We start from the raw sequence: 18,324 nt of genomic DNA, 5'->3' as shown, positions 1-18,324 counted from the left end.
GCATTCAACCTTTTGCATTGAATTTGCACAGGGTTGTGAGGCGGATTTCCTGTATCGGAACATTCAGGGCGGCGCCCGCCCCGCCGTGCTGGAAGCGAAGCGCCCGTCCCGGTGGGGCGGGACGGGCGCTGCCCGGCCTCCCGGCCGAGCCCAACATTTGCGGAATGGCGGGTCTCAATCAGCCAGATCGGTGAACAGGTTGTCGCTCTCGGCAAACTCCAGCTTGTCCTTCTCGACGGTGCCCTCGTTGATGTCACGCACCTCGACGCGCCCGTCGCCATAGCCGATCACCACCGTGTCGCAGATGTCAATGAACAGCCCGTTCTCGATCACCCCGGGAATCTGGTTCAGCACCAGCGCCAACTGGCGCGGATTGCCGATCCGTTTCAGATGCAGGTCGAGGATGTAATTCCCCTCGTCGCTCATGAACGGCGCGTCGCCGTTCATCCGCAGGGTCGTCATCCGCCCCATGACATCCATCGACACCAGCGTCTCCTCGATCAGCGCCTGGCTGCTCTGCCAGCCGAACGGCAGCACCTCCACCGGCAGCGGGAAGGCGCCCAGCGTGTCCACCATCTTGCTGGCATCCGCGATCACCACCATCTGGTCCGAGGCCGTGGCGACGATCTTCTCCTGCAGATGCGCGCCGCCGCCGCCCTTGATCAGGTTCAGGTCCGGGTCGACCTCATCGGCGCCGTCGATGGTCACGTCCAGCCATTTGGCCTCATCCAGCGGGACCACCTTGATGCCCACATCCCGCGCCAGCGCCGCGGTGCGGCTGGAGGTCGGCACCGCGGTGATCCGCAGGCCCTCGTTCTGCACCAGATCGCCCAGGCAGCGCACCAGCCAGGCCGCGGTCGACCCGGTGCCCAGCCCCACCCGCATGCCGTCCTCGACCATCTCCGCCGCGCGCTTGGCGGCCACGAATTTCGCCTTGTCGATGGGGGACAGCTCGCTGGTCATCACAGGTCTCCATGCAGATGCTTTCCCCGCCGTTATAGGCGGTCGGCCGCCCCCGCGCGAGAGGGCTTTTGCCCGCGCCCGCCGCCCGGCTGGAAATCCAGGCAATTCGCCCTAGACCTCTAACCCGGACGGAGGGACATGATGCTGCAATTCGACGAGGAAACCACCCGCGTGCTGGAGGACGCCTATCAGGGCGCCGACATCTGCCGGCGGCGGCGGGCCAATTTCGACGCGCTGGCACCGCAGCCGGGCGAGCGCATCCTGGATCTTGGCTGCGGCAACGGGCTGCTGACGCTGGAACTCGCCCGCGCGGTCGGCCCCGCGGGCCATGTGGCCGGGCTGGACGCCAGCCCGGACATGCTGGCCGCCGCCCGCCAGCGGCTGGAAGGGCGCGCAAACACCACCCTTACTGAAAGCGACGCCGCCAGCCTGCCGTTCGAGCCGGAAAGCTTCAACAAGGCGGTCTCGGTGCAGGTGTTCGAATACATTACCAGCCGCCGCCCGGCGCTGCGCGCCCTGCACCGCGTGCTGCAGCCGGACGGCCGTCTTGTGATCGGCGACATCCACTGGGACACCCTGGCCTGGAACAGCGACAACGCGGCCCGGATGCAGCGGTTGCTGGACATCTGGGACGCCCATACGGCCGAACGCGCCATCCCTGCCCGTCTGCCGGAGGAACTGCGCGCCTGCGGGTTCGCGGTGGAGGCCCTGCAGCCCCTGACCATCTGCGACACCAGCCTGCGCCCGGACGGGCTGGCCGCCATGATGATCCGCCTGATCCGCGCCTATGCGGTTGAAAGCGGCGCCACCGACACAGACGACGCCGCCGCCTGGGCGCAGGAACAGGAGGAACTGGCGGCGGAAGGGCGGTTTTTCTTCTCGCTCACCCATTTCGTCTGCACCGCCAGGCGGCTGTAAAGCACTGAGCGGCCGGCTTCTTTCCGCCGCTCGCAATCCCGATTGCCAAACATGCATCACAAAGGCGGGTTTCCTATTGGAAACGCCGGAAACGGACACATATTCCCCAGGTCTGCGTCATAATATTGCGTCATGAAACCCGAGTACCGCCTGCACTACGCCCCTGACAACGCCTCACTGGTCATCCGGCTGGTGCTGGAGGAGCTTGGCCTGCCGTATGAGACGGTTCTGGTCGACCGCCGGGCAGAGGCGCAGAACAGCCCCGCCTACCGGGCACTGAACCCGGGTGGGCTGATCCCGGTGCTGGAAACCCCGGACGGGCCGCTGTTTGAAACCGCCGCCATCCTGCTGTGGCTCTCCGAACGCCACGCCGCGATGGCGCCGCAGCCCGGCAGCGCGGACCGCGCCGCGTTCCTGAAGTGGCTGTTCTTTGCCTCCAACACGCTGCACGCCGACCTGCGGATGCTGTTCTATCCGGAGAAGTACATCGGCGCGGAGAAAGCCGATCAGCAGCAGCTGCAAAAGGTCCTGCGCCAGCGCCTGCATATCCATCTGACCAGCCTCGACCAGACCGCCGCCCAGCGCCCCGCCTGGCTCGGCGCGCCGCAGCCCTCGGTTCTGGATTATTACCTCGCCTGCCAGATGCGCTGGATGGCGCTCTACCCGGCGCAAGCCGACAAGTCCTGGTTTGTCATCGCCCATTACCCCAGCCTGCAGCGCCTCTGTGCTGCGCTGGAACACCGCCCCGCCGTTGCCGTGGCCCGCGAAGCCGAGGGCCTCGGCGCCACCCCGTTCACATCCCCGGCCTACGCCAATCCCCCAGAAGGATCAGCCACCTAATGTTCCTCTCCGTTTTCGACATGTTCAAAGTGGGCATCGGCCCGTCGTCCTCCCACACCATGGGGCCGATGGTCGCCGCCGCGCGCTTCCTCGACATGATGCGTGCCTCGCCCTTCGAATTCCACGGCCTGCGCGCCTCGCTGCACGGCTCGCTCGCCTTCACCGGCGTCGGCCACGCCACCGACCGCGCCACCATCCTCGGCCTCGGCGGCTTTGTCGCCCATGACTATGATGACGAGAAGGCCAAGGCCTTCCTGGCGGAGCTGGACAAAACCCACACCATGCACCCCGAGGGGCTGGGCGCGCTGCACTTCGACCCCAAGGCGGACATGATCTTCGACTATGATCACGCGCTGCCGGGCCACGCCAACGGCATGATCCTGATGGCCACCGACGCCCAGGGCGACGTGATCCTGAAACAGGTGTTCTACTCGATCGGCGGCGGCTTTGTCGTGACCGAGGAGGAACTGGCCGCAGGCAAGGCCACCGACGAAGGCGACCCGGTCCCTTACCCGTTCAAATCCGCGGCTGAGATGCTGGAGATGGCCAAGGCCAGCGGCAAGTCGATCGCCGAAATGAAACGCGCCAACGAGATCTCCCGCGGCTGCTCCGAAAGCCTCGCCAAGGGCACCGCCCGCATTTGGCAGGTGATGAACGACTGCATCAACCGCGGGCTGGAGCGCGACGGCATCCTGCCCGGCGGCCTCAAGGTGCGCCGCCGCGCCAAGGGCATCTATGACGCGCTGATGGCTGAGCGCGGCAAGAACCTGACCGCGCCGCACACCATCAACGACTGGATGAGCGTCTACGCGATGGCGGTGAACGAGGAAAACGCGGCCGGCGGCCAGGTGGTGACCGCGCCGACCAACGGCGCCGCAGGCACCCTGCCCGCGGTGATCCGCTATTACCTCGACCATGTGCCGGGCGCCTCGGAAAGCCACGTCGAGGACTTCCTGCTGACCGCTGCCGCGATTGCCGGCCTGGTCAAGTATAACGCCTCGATCTCCGGCGCCGAGGCCGGCTGCCAGGCTGAGGTCGGCTCGGCCGCCGCGATGTCCGCCGCCGGCCTCTGCGCCGTCATGGGCGGCACCCCGGAGCAGGTGGAAAACGCCGCCGAGATCGCGCTGGAGCATCACCTGGGCATGACCTGCGATCCCGTGAAGGGCCTGGTGCAGGTGCCCTGCATCGAGCGCAACGGCCTCGCGGCGATCAAGGCGGTCTCCGCCGCATCCCTCGCGCTGCGCGGCGACGGCCAGCACTTCGTGCCGCTGGACGCCTGCATCGAAACCATGCGCCAGACCGGCGCCGACATGCACGACAAGTACAAGGAAACCTCGCTCGGCGGCCTCGCCGTGAATGTGCCGAACTGCTGAGCCCCCAAGCTTTCCTGCCAAATTGGCGTGACATAAGGCCCGTGGCTGACCTTGGTTAGGCGCGTATGCGCCTGACCGGTGGGGAAGGTCAGGCGCGGGCCCTGCCGCAGCGCGACATGTCCCAAAGGGACGCAACACCTCTCCTTTCCCCGCAACTCCAGCTTGCACTGCACACTGCGCAGGCCTAGCCTGCCGCCATGACACAGGACCGGCCCCTCCTCGGCATCGCCCTGATGCTGGGCTTCTGCATGGTGATCCCTCTCGGGGACGCCATTGCAAAACTGCTGACCAACCGGGTGCCGGTTGCCCAGATTGTCTTCATCCGCTTTGCCGCCCAGGCCGCGATCCTGCTGCCTTTGGCCCTGGCCCTGCGGCTGCCGCTCAGCCTGTCGCGCCGGGTGGCGCCGCTCCTGTTCCTGCGCACCCTGCTGCAGATGGGCGGCATCGGCGCCATGTTCACCGCCTTCCGCTACCTGCCCTTGGCCGATGCCGTTGCGATTGCCTTCGTGATGCCTTTCATCATGCTCCTCCTGGGCAGATACGTCCTGAACGAAGAGGTCGGCCTGCGCCGCCTCGGCGCCTGCGTGGTCGGCTTTGCCGGCACCTTGCTGGTCATTCAGCCCAGCTTTGCCGCGGTCGGCTGGAACGCGCTCTGGCCGCTGCTGGTGGCGGTGATCTTTGCCCTGTTCATGCTGATCACCCGCAAGATCGCCAAGGAAACCGACCCGATCGCGGTTCAGGCCGTGGCCGGCGCAATGGGCACCGTGCTGCTGGCGCCGGTGTTCCTGATCGGCGACGCCATCGGCCTGCCCGCCCTCTCCACCGCCCCGCCGCCGCAGGACACCTGGACCCTGCTGGCCGCCGCCGGCGCGCTCGGCACCGTGGCGCATCTGATGATGACCTGGAGCCTGCGGTTTGCCCCCACCTCCACCCTCGCCTCGATGCAATACCTGGAAATCCCGGTGGCAGTGTTCTTCGGCTGGCTGATTTTCTCCGAACTTCCCAACACCCTCGCCGCCTTCGGCATCCTGCTGACCATCAGCGCCGGCCTTTACGCAGTGATGCGCGAGCGCAAGGCCACGGAGACCCAAGAGCGCATCAACCCCGCCTGACATCCGGCCCGGAAACCAGCCTGCGGCCTAGCGGTCGCCCCTGATCCCGCTCAGCACATCCGCCAGCAGCCGCCGCGGCACGATGGCCAGCAGACCCGGCCCCTCCGGCACCAGCCGCACTGGTCCTGTTGCCCGGTTCGAGGTGCCGATCCGCCCCATCGGCGACATCCGCAGGCCGTCGATGGGCCATTCCAGCCCCTCGGACCGCCCCGTCACCTCCTGCATCGGAAACAGCGAAACAACCTCTCCCGCGCGGGCAGGCAGGTCCACGGCACGGGTCAGATGGAAAGCCACCTCCGTTTCGCCCACCAGCACACAGGGCGTCTCATGTCCCTGCACCAGCGTGCTGAACGCCGCCAATTGGTGATCCACCCGCGCGCCCAGGAACCCCACCGCCAGCACCGCCGGCGCCGCTATCAGCCTCAGCGCCTTGTCGAAATCGGTGCTGTCCTGCTCCGCCACCGGGTGCAGGCTCTCCGGCGGCAGCTGCGCCCGCACCGCATCGCTCAGCGAGTCGAAATCGCCGATCACCGCCCGCGGCACATGCCCCGCCGCAAGCGCCGCCGCAGCGCCGCCATCCGCCGCCACCAGCACCGGCGCCAGCGCCAAGGCCTCCGCCAGCGCGCCCGGCACCACTTCGCCGCCGCCCACCAGGGTGATTGGTTCCGATACGTTTACAATCTTGGTATTCATGCGCTGCATTCCCGCCTATTTTGGAAACAAGACACATTGTGAACACAAAATGATACGATCAATTGCACGGATTCGAGCAAAATTGGTCCTTCCAGCCTTTATGGTGAACGACAACGTATGTGACGAAGACGAGCGAGCTTATGGTACACAACAACAAAGTCTTGACCGTATCCTATGGAACCTTTTCCTGCACATTGGAAGGGTTCGAGGATTCCTTCGGCACGATGAAGGCGATTGCCGAGTATTTCCGCGACCTTGCCGCGGATGACCGTTACTTCGGCGCCGAGCCGCCGCAGCCGGACGCCGACATGCTGGCCCGTATCGCCCAGCGCGAGATCGCCCGCCAGGTCGAGGCCCGCACCGGCGAGGGCGGCATCCACCTGCGCGCCGCCGCTCCGGCGCTTGGGGCAGCTGCTGCCGCAGCCCCGGCTGCCCCGGTGGCTGAACAGCCCGCGCCCACTCCGGCCCCCGCTGAGGCGCCGGCAGCAGAAGCCGAAGCCGAAGCCGAAGCCGAAGCCGAAGCCGAAGCCGAAGCCGAAGCCGAAGCCGAAGCCGAAGCCGAAGCCGAAGCCGAAGCCGAAGCCGAAGCCGAAGCCGAAGCCGAAGAAGCCATCGCCGCTGTGCTGGGAACCGCAAGCGAAGAAGAGCCCGCCCCCGCCGTCGAACTGCTGGAAGTGAACGAAGCCGAAGCCGGCTTCACCGAGGCAGAGGACGAAGCGGCGCAACCCGAAGCAGAAGCAGAGCCGGTTGCGGCCGTAGCCCCGGCAGCCGCCCCCGCCGCCGACAGCATCGCCGCCAAGCTGCAGCGCATCCGCGCCGTGGTCGCACAGACCCCCGAGGAGGACTTCAGCGAGGACGAGCACGCCGACGACGTGCTGGAAGGCGCCGAGGAGGACATCTCCGCCGCCCTGCCGGCCGATGACGCCGCAGCTGAAACCGATGACGAGGGCGACGACGAAATCGCCCGCGCCCTGGACCGCCTGGACCTGAACATGGCCACCGCCGGCGCGGAAGCAGAAGACACCGCCGGGCCCGAACAGGCCCCGGCAGCCGAAGACGATGGCAATGCGGAAGAGGCCGAAGACGGGATTTTCACCGGCCTCGCCGAAGACGGCCCGGAATCCGAAGCGGACAGCACAGAGGACAGCTCTGGGGACAGCAGCATCCTAGCGGCCGGCGGCGAGGAAGAAGAGACCCCCGCGCCCGCCAAAGCTCCGGCCCGCGTCCGCATCACCAAGATCAAGCGCGCCGTGTTCGACGAGGCGCTTGCCTCGGGCCGGCTGGAGGAGGCGGAACAGAAGGCCGCTGACACTGCCAGGGCTGAGTCGGAGCAGGCCCTGCTCTCGGAAGAGGATGAAGCCGACCTGATGCGCGAGCTGGCCGAGGTGGAAGCGGAAATCCTCGCCGCCTCCGAACAGCCCGCAGAAGCAGATGCGGGTGAAGAAGAAACCACCGCCGCGGACACCGCAGCACCCGGCCTGGCCGACAGCGATGTCTCCCGCCTGATGGCCGCCGCCGACGAAAAACTGGAAGACCCGGAAACCGCTTCCTCGCGCGAGGCCTACAGCCAGCTGCGCGCTGCCGTCGCCGCAACCAAAGCCGGCGGCGCGGAGGCTGACGGCGATGGTGACGAGGCGCAGCCCTACCGCGACGACCTGGCCAGCGTGGTGCGCCCGCGCCGCCCGGAAACCCGTCAGGCCGCCTCGGAACGCCCGGCCAGCCCTGCCGCCCGGCCTGCCCCGCTGAAACTGGTGGCAGAACAGCGCATCGACGACGGCGCCGAACAGCAACAGCCGCAACCAATTCGCCCGCGTCGGGTCTCGGCCGGTGTGCTTGCCTCCGGGACCGACGGCGACAGCAGCGGCTTTGCGGCCTACGCCGAAGAACGCGGTGCCGCCGAACTGCATGAGCTGCTGGAGGCCGCCGCGGCCTATATGAGCTTTGTCGAAGGCCGCGACCACTTCTCGCGCCCGCAGCTGATGAACACGGTGCGCACCGCCGGCAGCAGCGACTTCAACCGCGAGGACGGTCTGCGCTCCTTCGGCCAGCTGCTGCGCGACGGCAAGATCGAGCGCTCCGGCAACGGCAAGTTCACCGCTTCCGGCGACATCGGCTTCAAACCCGGCAAACGCGCCGCAGGCTGAACAGTCTGCAGACCAACAGAAAAAGGCGGCCCCGCGAGGCCGCCTTTTTCATTTCAAACCAGACCGTTATTCACCTTTGCGGAAGTACTCCGGGGTGAATTGGCCGCCAGGTCAAGAGGGGCAGCGCCCCTCTTCTCAGCAAACCTGCGGGGCCGCGCGCCTCCCCTTACTGATCCCCGGCGTCCGGGTCTTCCTTGCCGACGCCGCGGAACACGAACTTGAACGGCAGCACCCAGACGATGCCCAGCGCGACATAGACGATCAGCTCCAGCCACAAGGGCGGCCGGTCCAGCCAGTTCATCACCGTGACCGCAGCCACGATATAAACCGGCATCCCGACCAGCAGGATCACCAGGGCCCAGCGCCGCCGGGCCTTGTAGCTCAGGCCTTGTTTCTCTGCCATCAGTCGGCGAACGGGTCGGTCACCAGGATGGTGTCCTCCCGCTCCGGGCTGGTGGACAGCAGCGCGACCGGGCATTCGATCAGCTCTTCCACGCGCTTCACGTATTTGATCGCATTGGCCGGCAGGTCGTTCCAGCTGCGCGCGCCTTCGGTCGACTCGCTCCAGCCCGGCATTTCCTCGTAGACCGGCTTGCAGCGGGCCTGCTGGTCGGCCGCGGTCGGCAGGTAATCCAGTGTCTCGCCGTCCAGCTCATAGCCGGTGCAGATCTTCAGGGTTTCAAACCCGTCCAGCACGTCCAGCTTGGTCAGGCAGATGCCCTTGATGCCGGAGGTGGCGCAGGTCTGGCGCACCAGCGCCGCATCAAACCAGCCGCAGCGGCGCTGGCGGCCGGTGGTGGTGCCGAACTCATGGCCGCGGGTGCCCAGACGCTCGCCATCCGCATCCGGGGTGCCGTCTTCCTTCAGCAGCTCGGTCGGGAACGGGCCCTCGCCGACACGGGTGGTATAGGCCTTGACGATGCCCAGCACGTAATCGATCGAGCCCGGGCCGATGCCCACGCCGGTGGCCGCCTGGCCTGCAATCACGTTCGAGGAGGTCACAAACGGGTAGGTGCCGAAATCAATGTCCAGCAGCGCGCCCTGGGCGCCTTCGAACAGGATCCGCTTGCCCGCCTTGCGCTTCTCGTTCAGCACTTTCCATACTGGCGCCGCATAGGGCAGAATCTGCGGTGCGATCTCTTTCAGCTGAGCAATCAGCGCATCGCGATCGATGGGATCGACGCCCAGACCCTTGCGCAGCGGATCATGGTGCTGCAGCGCCCGGTCGACGCGGGCCACCAGAGTGGCCTCATCCGCCAGATCGGCCACGCGGATGGCGCGGCGGCCCACCTTGTCCTCATAGGCCGGGCCGATGCCGCGGCCGGTGGTGCCGATCTTGGTGCCTTTGCTTGACGCTTCCTCGCGCGCGCGGTCCAACTCGCCGTGCAGCGGCAGGATCAGCGGGGTGTTTTCGGCGATCATCAGCGTGTCCGGCGTGATCTCGACGCCCTGGGCGCGCACAGTCTCGATCTCTTTCAGCAGATGCCAGGGGTCCAGCACCACGCCGTTGCCGATGACCGACAGCTTGCCGCCGCGCACCACGCCCGAAGGCAGCGCGTGCAGCTTGTAGACCTTGCCGTCAATGACCAGCGTATGGCCGGCGTTATGGCCGCCCTGGAAGCGGGCGATCACGTCAGCGCGCTCGCTCAGCCAATCCACGATCTTGCCTTTACCCTCGTCGCCCCACTGGGCGCCGACTACGACGACATTGGCCATATCCGGTCCTTTACAGTCTGGTTCAAACCCACGCTCATATAGCGATGCTGCGCAGGCAGGGGAACCGCAAATTCGCCGCAGAGGATCGCTTAGCTGGGGATTTAGCACCATTCACCAAGGGCTGCGCCTGCCTGGGCGGGCGCGAATGCGTGTGCTTGCCGCTGATTCCCAAAGGACACCACACAGAATGGAGGGCGTGCGCCTGCCCGCGGGGCGGCGCAGCGACGCCTGTTCGGGGCACTTTATCCCTGCAACATCCGTACGAGTTAATGAAGGAGCGTTGCCCTCTCGAAAGCGCCAGCCCGGCGGGGCGGCCTCTCGCGCATTGCAAGGCAATGCGCGCCTTGTTCCGGGCTGGGTGTTGCGGACCCGGCGTACGGTGCCTTCACGCTATCCTCATTTCAATATTCCATACTCCCGGATGATCGCGATCCCCCGCCATGGTTCCCGCGCGCGGGCCCATGATACGAGGCGCAGGCATCTGTGGAGCTGCCTGCGCAACACCCGGAGACCGGCCCCGATAAAAAGGGGGTCGTCCAGGATATCCTGTCCGAGCAGGCCCCCCGTGGGGTCTGTCCACCTCCACCCGGCGGCGCCGCCCCCTTAACCGGGACACAGCGCAGACCCGAAGAATATGGAACGAAACAGACTATCAAGGTAAAACCGCCCCGGCACCAACCGCCACGGCGGCCAAAACTGCGCGCTCAGCCGCGCAGATGCACCGGTGCGCCATGCGGGGTGCTGAGATACGCCTCCTCCCAGCGGCTGCGCATCACCTCGGCCTCGGCGCGTGACGCCGCCCCATCCTCGGCCAGGAACATCTCCAGCGTCTCCAGCCAGGCGCGGAAGTAATCCTCGCCGCCGTCCAGCTCGCGGCTCAACCCATGGCGCTTGAGCGTCGCTGAAAACCGTTCCACCCAGTCGCCCCAGCTGAACCGGCCGCTTTCATTCAGATGCACGGTCAGGGCAAAGACCTGCGCGTGCCAGGGTTCGGCAAAGACCGGCTCCGGCGCGGATACTTCGGCACACTCACTCATAGCGGCTCCAGGTAGCTCTGCCACAGGTCCAGCACCACCTCGTCATCGGGATGCTCCGGATGCGCCCACAGCGCGCGGGAAAAGAAGCGCACCGCGTACAGCGGCTCCGGCGCCTCGCCCAGCCCGTGGGCATTGCTGTCGGGCAGCACATGCGTGCCATGCAGCCTCAGGATATAGCCCGGCACCCCGGCGGCGTATTGCGGCAGCCGGGTATGGCCGCCATCAACCAGGCTGTTATCCGCAGGGATTCGCGTCCGCACTGCCTGCCCGGGGGAGAACCGCGGCGCAGACCCGCCTACGCGGTCCGCAGGACCGCCTTTGGCCAGCGCTCCCGCCACGTTCTCCGCTTTCAAGGCCCGCTCCGCCAGCGCATGCAGCCCGGCGGCGCCCTTGCCCTGCAGGTCGTCCCGCGTCAGCACGCCCTTTTCGACCAGCAGATCCGCCAGCGCCGAGATCCATTTCTCGTAATAGGAAAACCGTGTGTAATCCTTGGGCGGCAGCTTCTCCCGCGCGTGGCGCGAGGTGTCGATGTTCCACTGCCCCAGCGCGCCGCAGGCCAGCGTCACCGCCAGCGCGCGGGCGTGCCAGTCCTCGGCAAAGACCGGCGCGTCCTCGGCCTCAGGCTGTACCGGCCCGTCGCCGAATCGCCCGCCCATGTCATGCACCCGGGTCATGCCGGCGCCTCCCCCGGCACCTTTGCCAGACCGGTGCCGATCATGCTGTCGCGGGTGACCAGCGCCGCCAGCTCCGCCTCGCTCAGGTCCTCAGCACCCTCGGGCCGCATCGGCAACACCAGATAGCGGACCTCCGCGGTCGAATCCCAGACCCGAACCGCAGCCTCCTTGGGCAGCGTCACCCCGAACTCCGCCAGCACCTTGCGCGGCTCGCGCACCGCGCGGGCGCGGTAGGCATCGGATTTGTACCAGCCCGGCGGAATGCCCAGGAGCGGCCACGGGTAGCAGCTGCACAGGGTGCAGACGACCATGTTGTGCAGCACCGGGGTGTTCTCCACCACCACCATATGCTCGCCCTGGCGGCCGTAATAGCCCAGCTCCGCCAGCACCGGGCCGGCATCGGCCAGCAGCGCCGCCTTGAAATCCGGGTCGTTCCACGCCTTGGCCACCACCCTTGCACCGTTCTGCGGGCCGATCCTGTTCTGATAGGTGTCGATGATCTCCTCCAGCGCGGCGGGGTCGATCAGGCCCTTTTCGGTGAGAATCGTTTCCAGCGCCTTCACCCGCAGGGCGGGATCGGGCGGCAGCAGGGCGTGCGGGTGGTCGGAATGATCATGGGGCATACCCCATGCTGCGCCCCCGCAGGGGCTGCTGTCCAGTCACGTTTCATGATGCAAGCATTCACGTTGCGTGACCTGCCGGGCAGTTCGCGTCAGCAGGCAAACTCCGCCCTTGCCCCCCCGGGCAATCTTGCCTATTTACCGCCCGGTACTTAGCCAACCGCCGCAGGGACCCATGGAAAACGTTGTTCTGATCATCCATCTTCTTCTGGCTCTCGGCCTGATCGCCGTGGTTCTGCTGCAGCGCTCCGAAGGCGGCGGCCTGGGCATGGGCGGCGGCGGCGGCGGCGGCGGCGCGATCTCCGGCCGGGCGGCGGCAACCGCGCTTGGCAAGGTGACCTGGCTGCTGGCCATCGCCTTCATCTGCACCTCGATCACCCTGACCATCATGGCGGCGCAGAAATCCGCGGGCTCCTCAGTGGCCGACCGCATCGGCGTGCCGCAGGAAGACGCAGGCGAGACACCCGAAGCCCCGGCGGCACCGCTGGGCAGCGATCTTCTGCCGCCCAGCGAGGGCGACAACGCTCCGCTGGTTCCCAGCGCAGACTGATCCACTACACCTTGAGAGGGTTATAGGAACCGCAACAGCATCTTGCGGTTCCCTTGCGCATTTCGCGCGAATCCTTTATATATGAAGTCCCGTGATGCTGCGGTTTTTGGAATGATTCCGATCACCGCCGGGCAGCTGAAATCTGACTTCTCACGGGGGCAGCCGAACACATATGGCGCGTTTTATCTTCATCACTGGCGGTGTTGTTTCATCCCTGGGCAAAGGCCTGGCTTCGGCGGCGCTTGGCGCTCTGCTGCAGGCGCGGGGCTACTCGGTCCGGCTGCGCAAGCTGGACCCCTATCTGAACGTCGATCCGGGCACCATGAGCCCGTTTGAGCACGGCGAGGTCTTCGTCACCGACGACGGCGCCGAGACCGATCTGGACCTGGGCCATTACGAGCGTTTCACCGGGGTTCCCGCGCGCAAGACCGACTCGATCTCGTCGGGCCGGATCTACACCAACGTGCTGGAGAAGGAGCGCCGCGGCGACTACCTCGGCAAGACCATCCAGGTGATCCCCCACGTCACCAATGAAATCAAGGACTTCATCTCGATCGGCGAGGATGAGGTCGACTTCATGCTCTGCGAGATCGGCGGCACCGTCGGCGACATCGAGGGCCTGCCGTTCTTCGAGGCGATCCGCCAGTTCGCCCAGGACAAGCCGCGCGGCGAATGCATCTTCATGCACCTGACGCTGCTGCCCTACATCAAGGCCTCCGGCGAACTGAAGACCAAGCCGACCCAGCACTCGGTGAAGGAGCTGCGCTCCATCGGCCTGGCGCCCGACATCCTGGTCTGCCGCTCCGAAGGCCCGATCCCGGTCAAGGAACGCGAGAAGCTGGCGCTGTTCTGCAACGTGCGCGCCGACTCTGTGATTGCCGCGCAGGACCTGAAGTCGATCTACGAGGCGCCGCTGGCCTATCACCGCGAAGGCCTCGACCAGGCGGTGCTGGACGCCTTTGGCATCGCCCCGGCCCCGAAGCCCAACCTGGAGCGCTGGGAAGATGTGGCCGACCGCATCTACAACCCCGAAGGCGAAGTGAAGGTGGCCATCGTCGGCAAATACACCCAGCTGGAGGACGCCTATAAATCCATCGCCGAGGCGCTGACCCACGGCGGCATGTCGAACCGGGTGAAGGTTAAGATCGAATGGGTCGATGCCGAGCTGTTCGACAAGGAAGACGCCGCCCCCTACCTGCAGGGCTACCATGCAATCCTGGTGCCCGGCGGCTTTGGCGAGCGCGGCACCGAGGGCAAGATCAAGGCGGCGCAATACGCACGTGAAAACAAGGTCCCCTACCTGGGCATCTGCCTCGGCATGCAGATGGCGGTGATCGAAGCCGCGCGCAACGTCGCGGGCATTTCCGAGGCCGGCTCCGAGGAGTTCGACCACGAGGCCGGCAAGAAGCGCTTCGAGCCGGTGGTCTACCACCTTAAGGAATGGGTGCAGGGCAACACGATGGTCGAGCGCAAGGTCGGCGACGACAAGGGCGGCACCATGCGCCTGGGCGCCTATGACGCGACCCTGGCCGAGGGCTCCAAGGTCGCCGGTGTCTATGGCAGCACCCACATCGAGGAGCGCCACCGCCACCGTTACGAGGTCGACACCAAGTATCAGGAGCAGCTGGAAAAATGCGGCCTCTCCTTCTCCGGCATGTCGCCGGACGGCCGCCTGCCGGAGATCGTGGAGTGGAAAGACCACCCGTGGTTCATCGGCGTGCAGTTCCACCCGGAGCTGAAATCCAAACCCTTCGCGCCGCATCCGCTGTTCGACGATTTCGTCCGCGCGGCCAAGGACGCCTCGCGGCTGGTGTAACCCCCGGCAGGCGGGGATCTCCCGCCCGCTGCTTTGCTCATGACACATGAGCAGCACCCGTTGGGCCCGGCGCCGCTGCGCGGCGCTGGGAGAGAACAGAAAAAGGCGGGCCGCTGGCCCGCCTTTTGCATTTTGATAGTCTGTTTTTCCGGCTCAGAAGCCGTGCATCCGCTTGGCCCATTGATAGGCCACCACCAGCCCCTTCATCCGCGGCAGCATGATCAGCGAGGCCCCCACCGTGATCACCGACATGATGATCGCCAGCGTCCAGGGGTCCGGGCGCAGCTGGGTGTAGACGATGTGCAGCGCAAAGCCGAGGATGTGGCCCACCACCAGGATGGTCAGATAGGCCGGGCCGTCATCGGCGCGCTGGTGGTGCAGCTCCTGGCCGCATTCGGTGCAGCTGTCGTTCACCTTCAGGTAGCTGTGCAGCAGCTTGCCGCCGCCGCAGTTCGGGCAGCGCAGCCGCAGCCCCTTCCACAATGCAGGCTTAAGCTCCCGCTGGTCCTGGTGCAAAACGTCCGCTTGGGTCATCGCGCGTCTCCTTGGGTTCCGGCGCCTGATAACGCGATTCCCGGATTGAATGCAATCAATATGCAAACATTGATGTTGCATTTATTGCCGCGGTCCGGCATTGAACCAGTCATTCAGGCAACAATGCGCCAACCGGAGACATGGCGATGAAACAATGGACCCCTGCCCGTCTGGACGGCACCCGGCCCCGCTACATTGAGCTTGCGGAGGCGATCGGCGCCGACATCGACGCCGGCGTGCTGGCACCCGGCGACCGGCTGCCGCCGCAGCGGCGGGTGGCGCAGGATCTGGGGGTGGATTTCTCCACCGTGTCTCGCGGTTACGCGGAGGCGGTGCGGCGCGGCTATATCGAGAGCTTTGTCGGCCGCGGCACCTTCGTGCGCAGCCGGGACGCGCTGCCCGAGCGCCCCGACCCGCGCCGGGCGCTGGAAGAAGACCCGATGATGAACATGCCGCCGGAGCCGGACGACCCGGCGCTGCTGGCACGGATGCAAAAGGGGCTGGAGCATGTCTCTGCCAACCTGCTGCCGCTGCTGCGCTACCAGTCGGTGACCGGCAGCCCGCAGGACCGCGCCCTGGCGGCGGAGTGGATGCAGGCCAACGGGCTGCCCTGCGCGCCGGAGCGGCTGGTGATCACACCGGGGGCGCATGCCAGCCTCTATGCCATTCTGACGGTGCTGTGCGAGCCGGGCTCCACCCTGCTGTGCGAGGAGGTGACCTATCCCGGCCTGCGCTCCATCGCGGCGCGGCAGGGGATCCGGCTGATCGGCCTGCCGGCGGACAAGGACGGCATCCTGCCGGATGCGCTGGAGAAGGCCATCACCGGCGACTGGCCTGCGGCGCTGTACCTCAACCCGACACTGCAGAACCCGACCACGAGGACCATTCCGGCCAAGCGGCGGCAGGAGATTGCCGCGGTGCTGCAGACACATGAGCTGCCGCTGATCGAGGATGACGCCTATTGCTTTGTCGACAACGGCGCGCCGCAGCCGGTCAGCAGCCTGATCCCCGATCTGGGCTGGCATATTGCCGGCCTCTCCAAGTGCTTCGGCGCCGGGCTGCGGCTGGCCTATACCACGGTGCCGAAACGCGCCCTGCTGGGCCAGTTCAGCCAGGCGCTGCGGTCGATGCATGTGATGGTGTCGCCGCTGAACCTGGCGCTGCTGGGCCGCTGGATCGAGGACGGCACCGCGGCCGAGCTTCAGCGCTTCATCCGCAAGGCCGCGGCGGAGCGGCAGGCGCTGGCGGCACAGGTGCTGCAGGAATGTTTTGTCGAGAGCGACCCGCTGGCCTTCAACCTGTGGCTCACCCTGCCCCGCGGCACCAGCCGGGCCGAGGTGATGGGCCGCATGGCGGGGCGCCAGATCGGCATCATGCCCAGCGACGCCTTCACCGTCTCCGGCCTGCCGGAGGAAGCGGTGCGGGTGTGCCTGGGCGGGCCGGTCGGCCTGGAGGAGCTGCGCGAGGACCTGCTGGCGCTGAACGATGCCGTCACCCGCAAGGACTGGCTGGGCTGAACAGGCGGGCAGCTGCGGCCCGGCCCGGCCCCGGTTGCGGAAATGCGCTGCAACATGGCGCGGGATGCGCGGAAATCCTTCTTCCGTTAGCGCAACACCCCGTTGTTTCCCGGCAGATTCGCGCTATAGACAGCGCCAAGACAGACCATTCCAAAGAAGAGTGACGCATTATGGCCAAAGACGCTTCTGTTCATCAGGAACAACTCGACCGCATCGCCTCCGGCAAGGGCTTCATTGCCGCGCTGGACCAGTCCGGCGGCTCGACCCCGAAGGCGCTGGCGCTTTATGGCGTGAACGAGGACGCCTATTCGAACGACGACGAGATGTTCGCCGAGATCCACAAGATGCGCACCCGCATCATCACCTCGCCGAGCTTCGGCAAGGAGCGCATCCTGGGCGCGATCCTGTTCGAGAAGACCATGGACGGCGAGATCGAAGGCAAGCCGACTGCCGAGTTCCTGTGGAGCAACTGCGGCGTGGTGCCGTTCCTGAAGGTGGACAAGGGCCTGGCCGATGAGGCCAACGGCGTGCAGATGATGAAGCCGATGCCGGAACTGGACGCGCTGCTGGCGCGCGCCAGCGAGAAGGGCATCTTCGGCACCAAGATGCGCTCGGTCATCAAGGAAGCCAATGCCGAGGGCATCAAGGCGGTGGTCGCCCAGCAGTTCGAGGTGGGCCAGCAGATCGTTGCGGCCGGCCTGGTGCCGATCATCGAGCCGGAAGTGGACATCAACTCTGCCACCAAAGCTGAGGCCGAAGAGCTGCTGAAAGCAGAGATCAAGGCGCAGCTGGATGCCCTGCCGGCGGACAGCAAAGTGGCGCTGAAGCTGACCATCCCGTCCAAGGCGGGCCTCTATGATGATCTGGCCGATCACGCCAATGTGGTGCGGGTTGTGGCGCTGTCCGGCGGCTACACCACCGATGACGCTTGCGCGCGCCTGGCGCAGAACAGCAAGATGATCGCTTCCTTCAGCCGCGCGCTGACCGAGGGGCTGAACGTGGCGATGTCCGACGCGGAATACGATGCGGCGCTGGGTGCCAACATCGGCAAGATCTACGACGCCTCGCTGTAAGGCTTTGCAGACCGGAAATTGAGAAGGCCGCGCCTGCACCCGGGCGCGGCCTTCTCCGTTGGTGTCACCAGCTGCTGTTGCGCCCGGCGCAGCACACCGCCAGCACCAGCCCGGCGCCGCTGAGGAAGGGCAGCCAAAAGAAGCGCAGCGCGGTCAGGGTGAACCAGCCGGGCTGCTCCTCCGGCGCCTGGCCCGCACCGCCGAGCCAGGCCCAGAAGATCAGCGCCGAGGCGGAGATCATCACCCCCGTCAGCGCCAGCAGCCAGCGCGCGGACCTGGGCATCTTTCCGTCGCTGACGGCAAGCCGTTCCGCCGTGCGGCTGGCGGTCAGCCACCCGCTCACGCGGCCTGGGTCAGCGACGGGCGCAGCCCGGCATAGCTGACCTTGTTCTCGTTCACCGCCAGATAGCGCTGCGCCTCCTCGCGGTCTCCGAAGCTCAGCGCCTCGTCGTAGAAATAGGTGATCCTGTCCCCGGTCCGGGACAGCAGGCCGCCGCTTTCAAACAGGATGAACCACTTCTTCTGCACCAGTTGCATCAGCCTCACTCCTTTCTGAAGCCCGGCCGCGGTGCGTCCTAGCCGCCGCCGGTTCTATTGCAGTTCTTCAGGGTGCAAGCGGCCATCCAGAGGCCCGCCGGGCCGCCGGTCAGCAGATTTCCAGATGCTGGATTGGCCATTCTTGCGCCCTGCTGAAGGCAGAATTCGCCCCCAGATGTTGCCAAAAAGTTAACGGGGATTGGCGCT

General features: G+C 66.5%; 19 protein-coding genes. 9 read left to right on the top strand and 10 right to left on the bottom strand.

Annotation, left to right across the window (positions count from 1 at the left end):
• Positions 1–174 precede the first annotated feature (174 nt).
• Positions 175–963 (bottom strand): ribose-5-phosphate isomerase RpiA, encoded by a 789-nt coding sequence (gene rpiA / locus GKC28_RS08975; protein WP_174146565.1) that lies wholly within the window; start codon positions 961–963, stop codon positions 175–177.
• A 138-nt stretch (positions 964–1,101) separates the two neighbouring features.
• Here rpiA and GKC28_RS08970 point away from each other — a divergent pair, with 138 nt between their 5' ends.
• The 4 genes from GKC28_RS08970 (at position 1,102) to GKC28_RS08955 (ending at position 5,206) form a co-directional block, all read left to right on the top strand.
• Positions 1,102–1,881 (top strand): methyltransferase domain-containing protein, encoded by a 780-nt coding sequence (locus GKC28_RS08970; RefSeq protein WP_254604190.1) that lies wholly within the window; start codon positions 1,102–1,104, stop codon positions 1,879–1,881.
• Positions 1,882–2,013: 132 nt separating this feature from the next.
• Positions 2,014–2,721: a glutathione S-transferase family protein gene (locus tag GKC28_RS08965; RefSeq protein WP_174146564.1), complete on the top strand. Its 708-nt coding sequence runs from the start codon at positions 2,014–2,016 to the stop codon at positions 2,719–2,721.
• The gene (locus tag GKC28_RS08960) at positions 2,721–4,094 is read left to right on the top strand and encodes an L-serine ammonia-lyase (RefSeq protein ID WP_174146563.1); all 1,374 of its coding nucleotides are present in this window, start codon (positions 2,721–2,723) and stop codon (positions 4,092–4,094) included. Before GKC28_RS08965 ends, GKC28_RS08960 begins: the two co-directional genes overlap by 1 nt.
• Before the next feature lie 197 nt (positions 4,095–4,291).
• On the top strand, positions 4,292–5,206 hold the full coding sequence (locus tag GKC28_RS08955) for a DMT family transporter (protein ID WP_174146562.1): 915 nt from the start codon (positions 4,292–4,294) through the stop codon (positions 5,204–5,206).
• A 27-nt stretch (positions 5,207–5,233) separates the two neighbouring features.
• On the opposite strand, the gene GKC28_RS08950 is transcribed toward GKC28_RS08955, so the two are convergent.
• The gene (locus GKC28_RS08950; protein ID WP_174146561.1) at positions 5,234–5,899 is read right to left on the bottom strand and encodes a thiamine diphosphokinase; all 666 of its coding nucleotides are present in this window, start codon (positions 5,897–5,899) and stop codon (positions 5,234–5,236) included.
• Positions 5,900–6,039: 140 nt separating this feature from the next.
• Here GKC28_RS08950 and GKC28_RS08945 point away from each other — a divergent pair, with 140 nt between their 5' ends.
• Positions 6,040–8,043: a chemotaxis protein CheA gene (locus GKC28_RS08945; protein WP_174146560.1), complete on the top strand. Its 2,004-nt coding sequence runs from the start codon at positions 6,040–6,042 to the stop codon at positions 8,041–8,043.
• A gap of 166 nt (positions 8,044–8,209) precedes the next feature.
• Here the strand turns inward: GKC28_RS08945 and GKC28_RS08940 are convergent, their stop codons facing one another.
• The 5 genes from GKC28_RS08940 to nthA form a co-directional block, all read right to left on the bottom strand.
• Entirely contained in the window at positions 8,210–8,446 is a 237-nt protein-coding gene (locus GKC28_RS08940; protein WP_174146559.1) for a DUF2842 domain-containing protein, read from the bottom strand.
• Entirely contained in the window at positions 8,446–9,759 is a 1,314-nt protein-coding gene (locus GKC28_RS08935) for an adenylosuccinate synthase (protein ID WP_174146558.1), read from the bottom strand. The genes GKC28_RS08940 and GKC28_RS08935 overlap by 1 nt, the downstream gene beginning before the upstream one ends.
• A gap of 704 nt (positions 9,760–10,463) precedes the next feature.
• On the bottom strand, positions 10,464–10,796 hold the full coding sequence (locus GKC28_RS08930) for a nitrile hydratase accessory protein (RefSeq protein ID WP_174146557.1): 333 nt from the start codon (positions 10,794–10,796) through the stop codon (positions 10,464–10,466).
• Positions 10,793–11,470 carry a nitrile hydratase subunit beta gene (gene nthB / locus GKC28_RS08925; RefSeq protein WP_174146556.1) on the bottom strand — a complete coding sequence of 226 codons (678 nt, stop codon included), beginning with the start codon at positions 11,468–11,470 and terminating at the stop codon, positions 10,793–10,795. The genes GKC28_RS08930 and nthB overlap by 4 nt, the downstream gene beginning before the upstream one ends.
• A complete protein-coding gene (nthA, locus tag GKC28_RS08920) occupies positions 11,467–12,093 on the bottom strand; it encodes a nitrile hydratase subunit alpha (protein WP_174146555.1) in 627 nt (208 codons plus the stop codon). The genes nthB and nthA overlap by 4 nt, the downstream gene beginning before the upstream one ends.
• 172 nt (positions 12,094–12,265) lie before the next feature.
• On the opposite strand from nthA, the gene secG reads away from it, so the two are divergent.
• Together secG and GKC28_RS08910 are read left to right on the top strand one after the other, a co-directional pair.
• Positions 12,266–12,640 (top strand): preprotein translocase subunit SecG, encoded by a 375-nt coding sequence (gene secG / locus GKC28_RS08915; RefSeq protein WP_174146554.1) that lies wholly within the window; start codon positions 12,266–12,268, stop codon positions 12,638–12,640.
• A 172-nt stretch (positions 12,641–12,812) separates the two neighbouring features.
• Positions 12,813–14,456, top strand: a complete 1,644-nt coding sequence (locus GKC28_RS08910; protein WP_174146553.1) for a CTP synthase — start codon at positions 12,813–12,815, stop codon at positions 14,454–14,456.
• Between the two features lie 153 nt (positions 14,457–14,609).
• Here the strand turns inward: GKC28_RS08910 and GKC28_RS08905 are convergent, their stop codons facing one another.
• Positions 14,610–14,990, bottom strand: coding sequence for a DUF983 domain-containing protein (locus GKC28_RS08905; RefSeq protein ID WP_174146552.1), 381 nt, complete (start codon positions 14,988–14,990; stop codon positions 14,610–14,612).
• A 146-nt stretch (positions 14,991–15,136) separates the two neighbouring features.
• Here GKC28_RS08905 and GKC28_RS08900 point away from each other — a divergent pair, with 146 nt between their 5' ends.
• Positions 15,137–16,507 carry a PLP-dependent aminotransferase family protein gene (locus GKC28_RS08900; protein ID WP_174146551.1) on the top strand — a complete coding sequence of 457 codons (1,371 nt, stop codon included), beginning with the start codon at positions 15,137–15,139 and terminating at the stop codon, positions 16,505–16,507.
• A 170-nt stretch (positions 16,508–16,677) separates the two neighbouring features.
• Positions 16,678–17,580, top strand: a complete 903-nt coding sequence (locus GKC28_RS08895) for a fructose bisphosphate aldolase (protein WP_174146550.1) — start codon at positions 16,678–16,680, stop codon at positions 17,578–17,580.
• Between the two features lie 64 nt (positions 17,581–17,644).
• Here GKC28_RS08895 and GKC28_RS08890 read toward each other — a convergent pair whose 3' ends face one another.
• Positions 17,645–17,923 (bottom strand): hypothetical protein, encoded by a 279-nt coding sequence (locus GKC28_RS08890; RefSeq protein ID WP_368041107.1) that lies wholly within the window; start codon positions 17,921–17,923, stop codon positions 17,645–17,647.
• The gene (locus GKC28_RS08885; RefSeq protein ID WP_174146549.1) at positions 17,920–18,117 is read right to left on the bottom strand and encodes a hypothetical protein; all 198 of its coding nucleotides are present in this window, start codon (positions 18,115–18,117) and stop codon (positions 17,920–17,922) included. Before GKC28_RS08885 ends, GKC28_RS08890 begins: the two co-directional genes overlap by 4 nt.
• Between the last annotated feature and the right edge of the window lie 207 nt (positions 18,118–18,324).

Source organism: Leisingera sp. ANG59 (genome assembly GCF_013317235.1).
Taxonomy (GTDB): Bacteria; Pseudomonadota; Alphaproteobacteria; order Rhodobacterales; family Rhodobacteraceae; genus Leisingera.
Note: the sequence above shows the minus strand (reverse complement) of the source record. Positions and strands in the feature narration are given on the sequence as shown.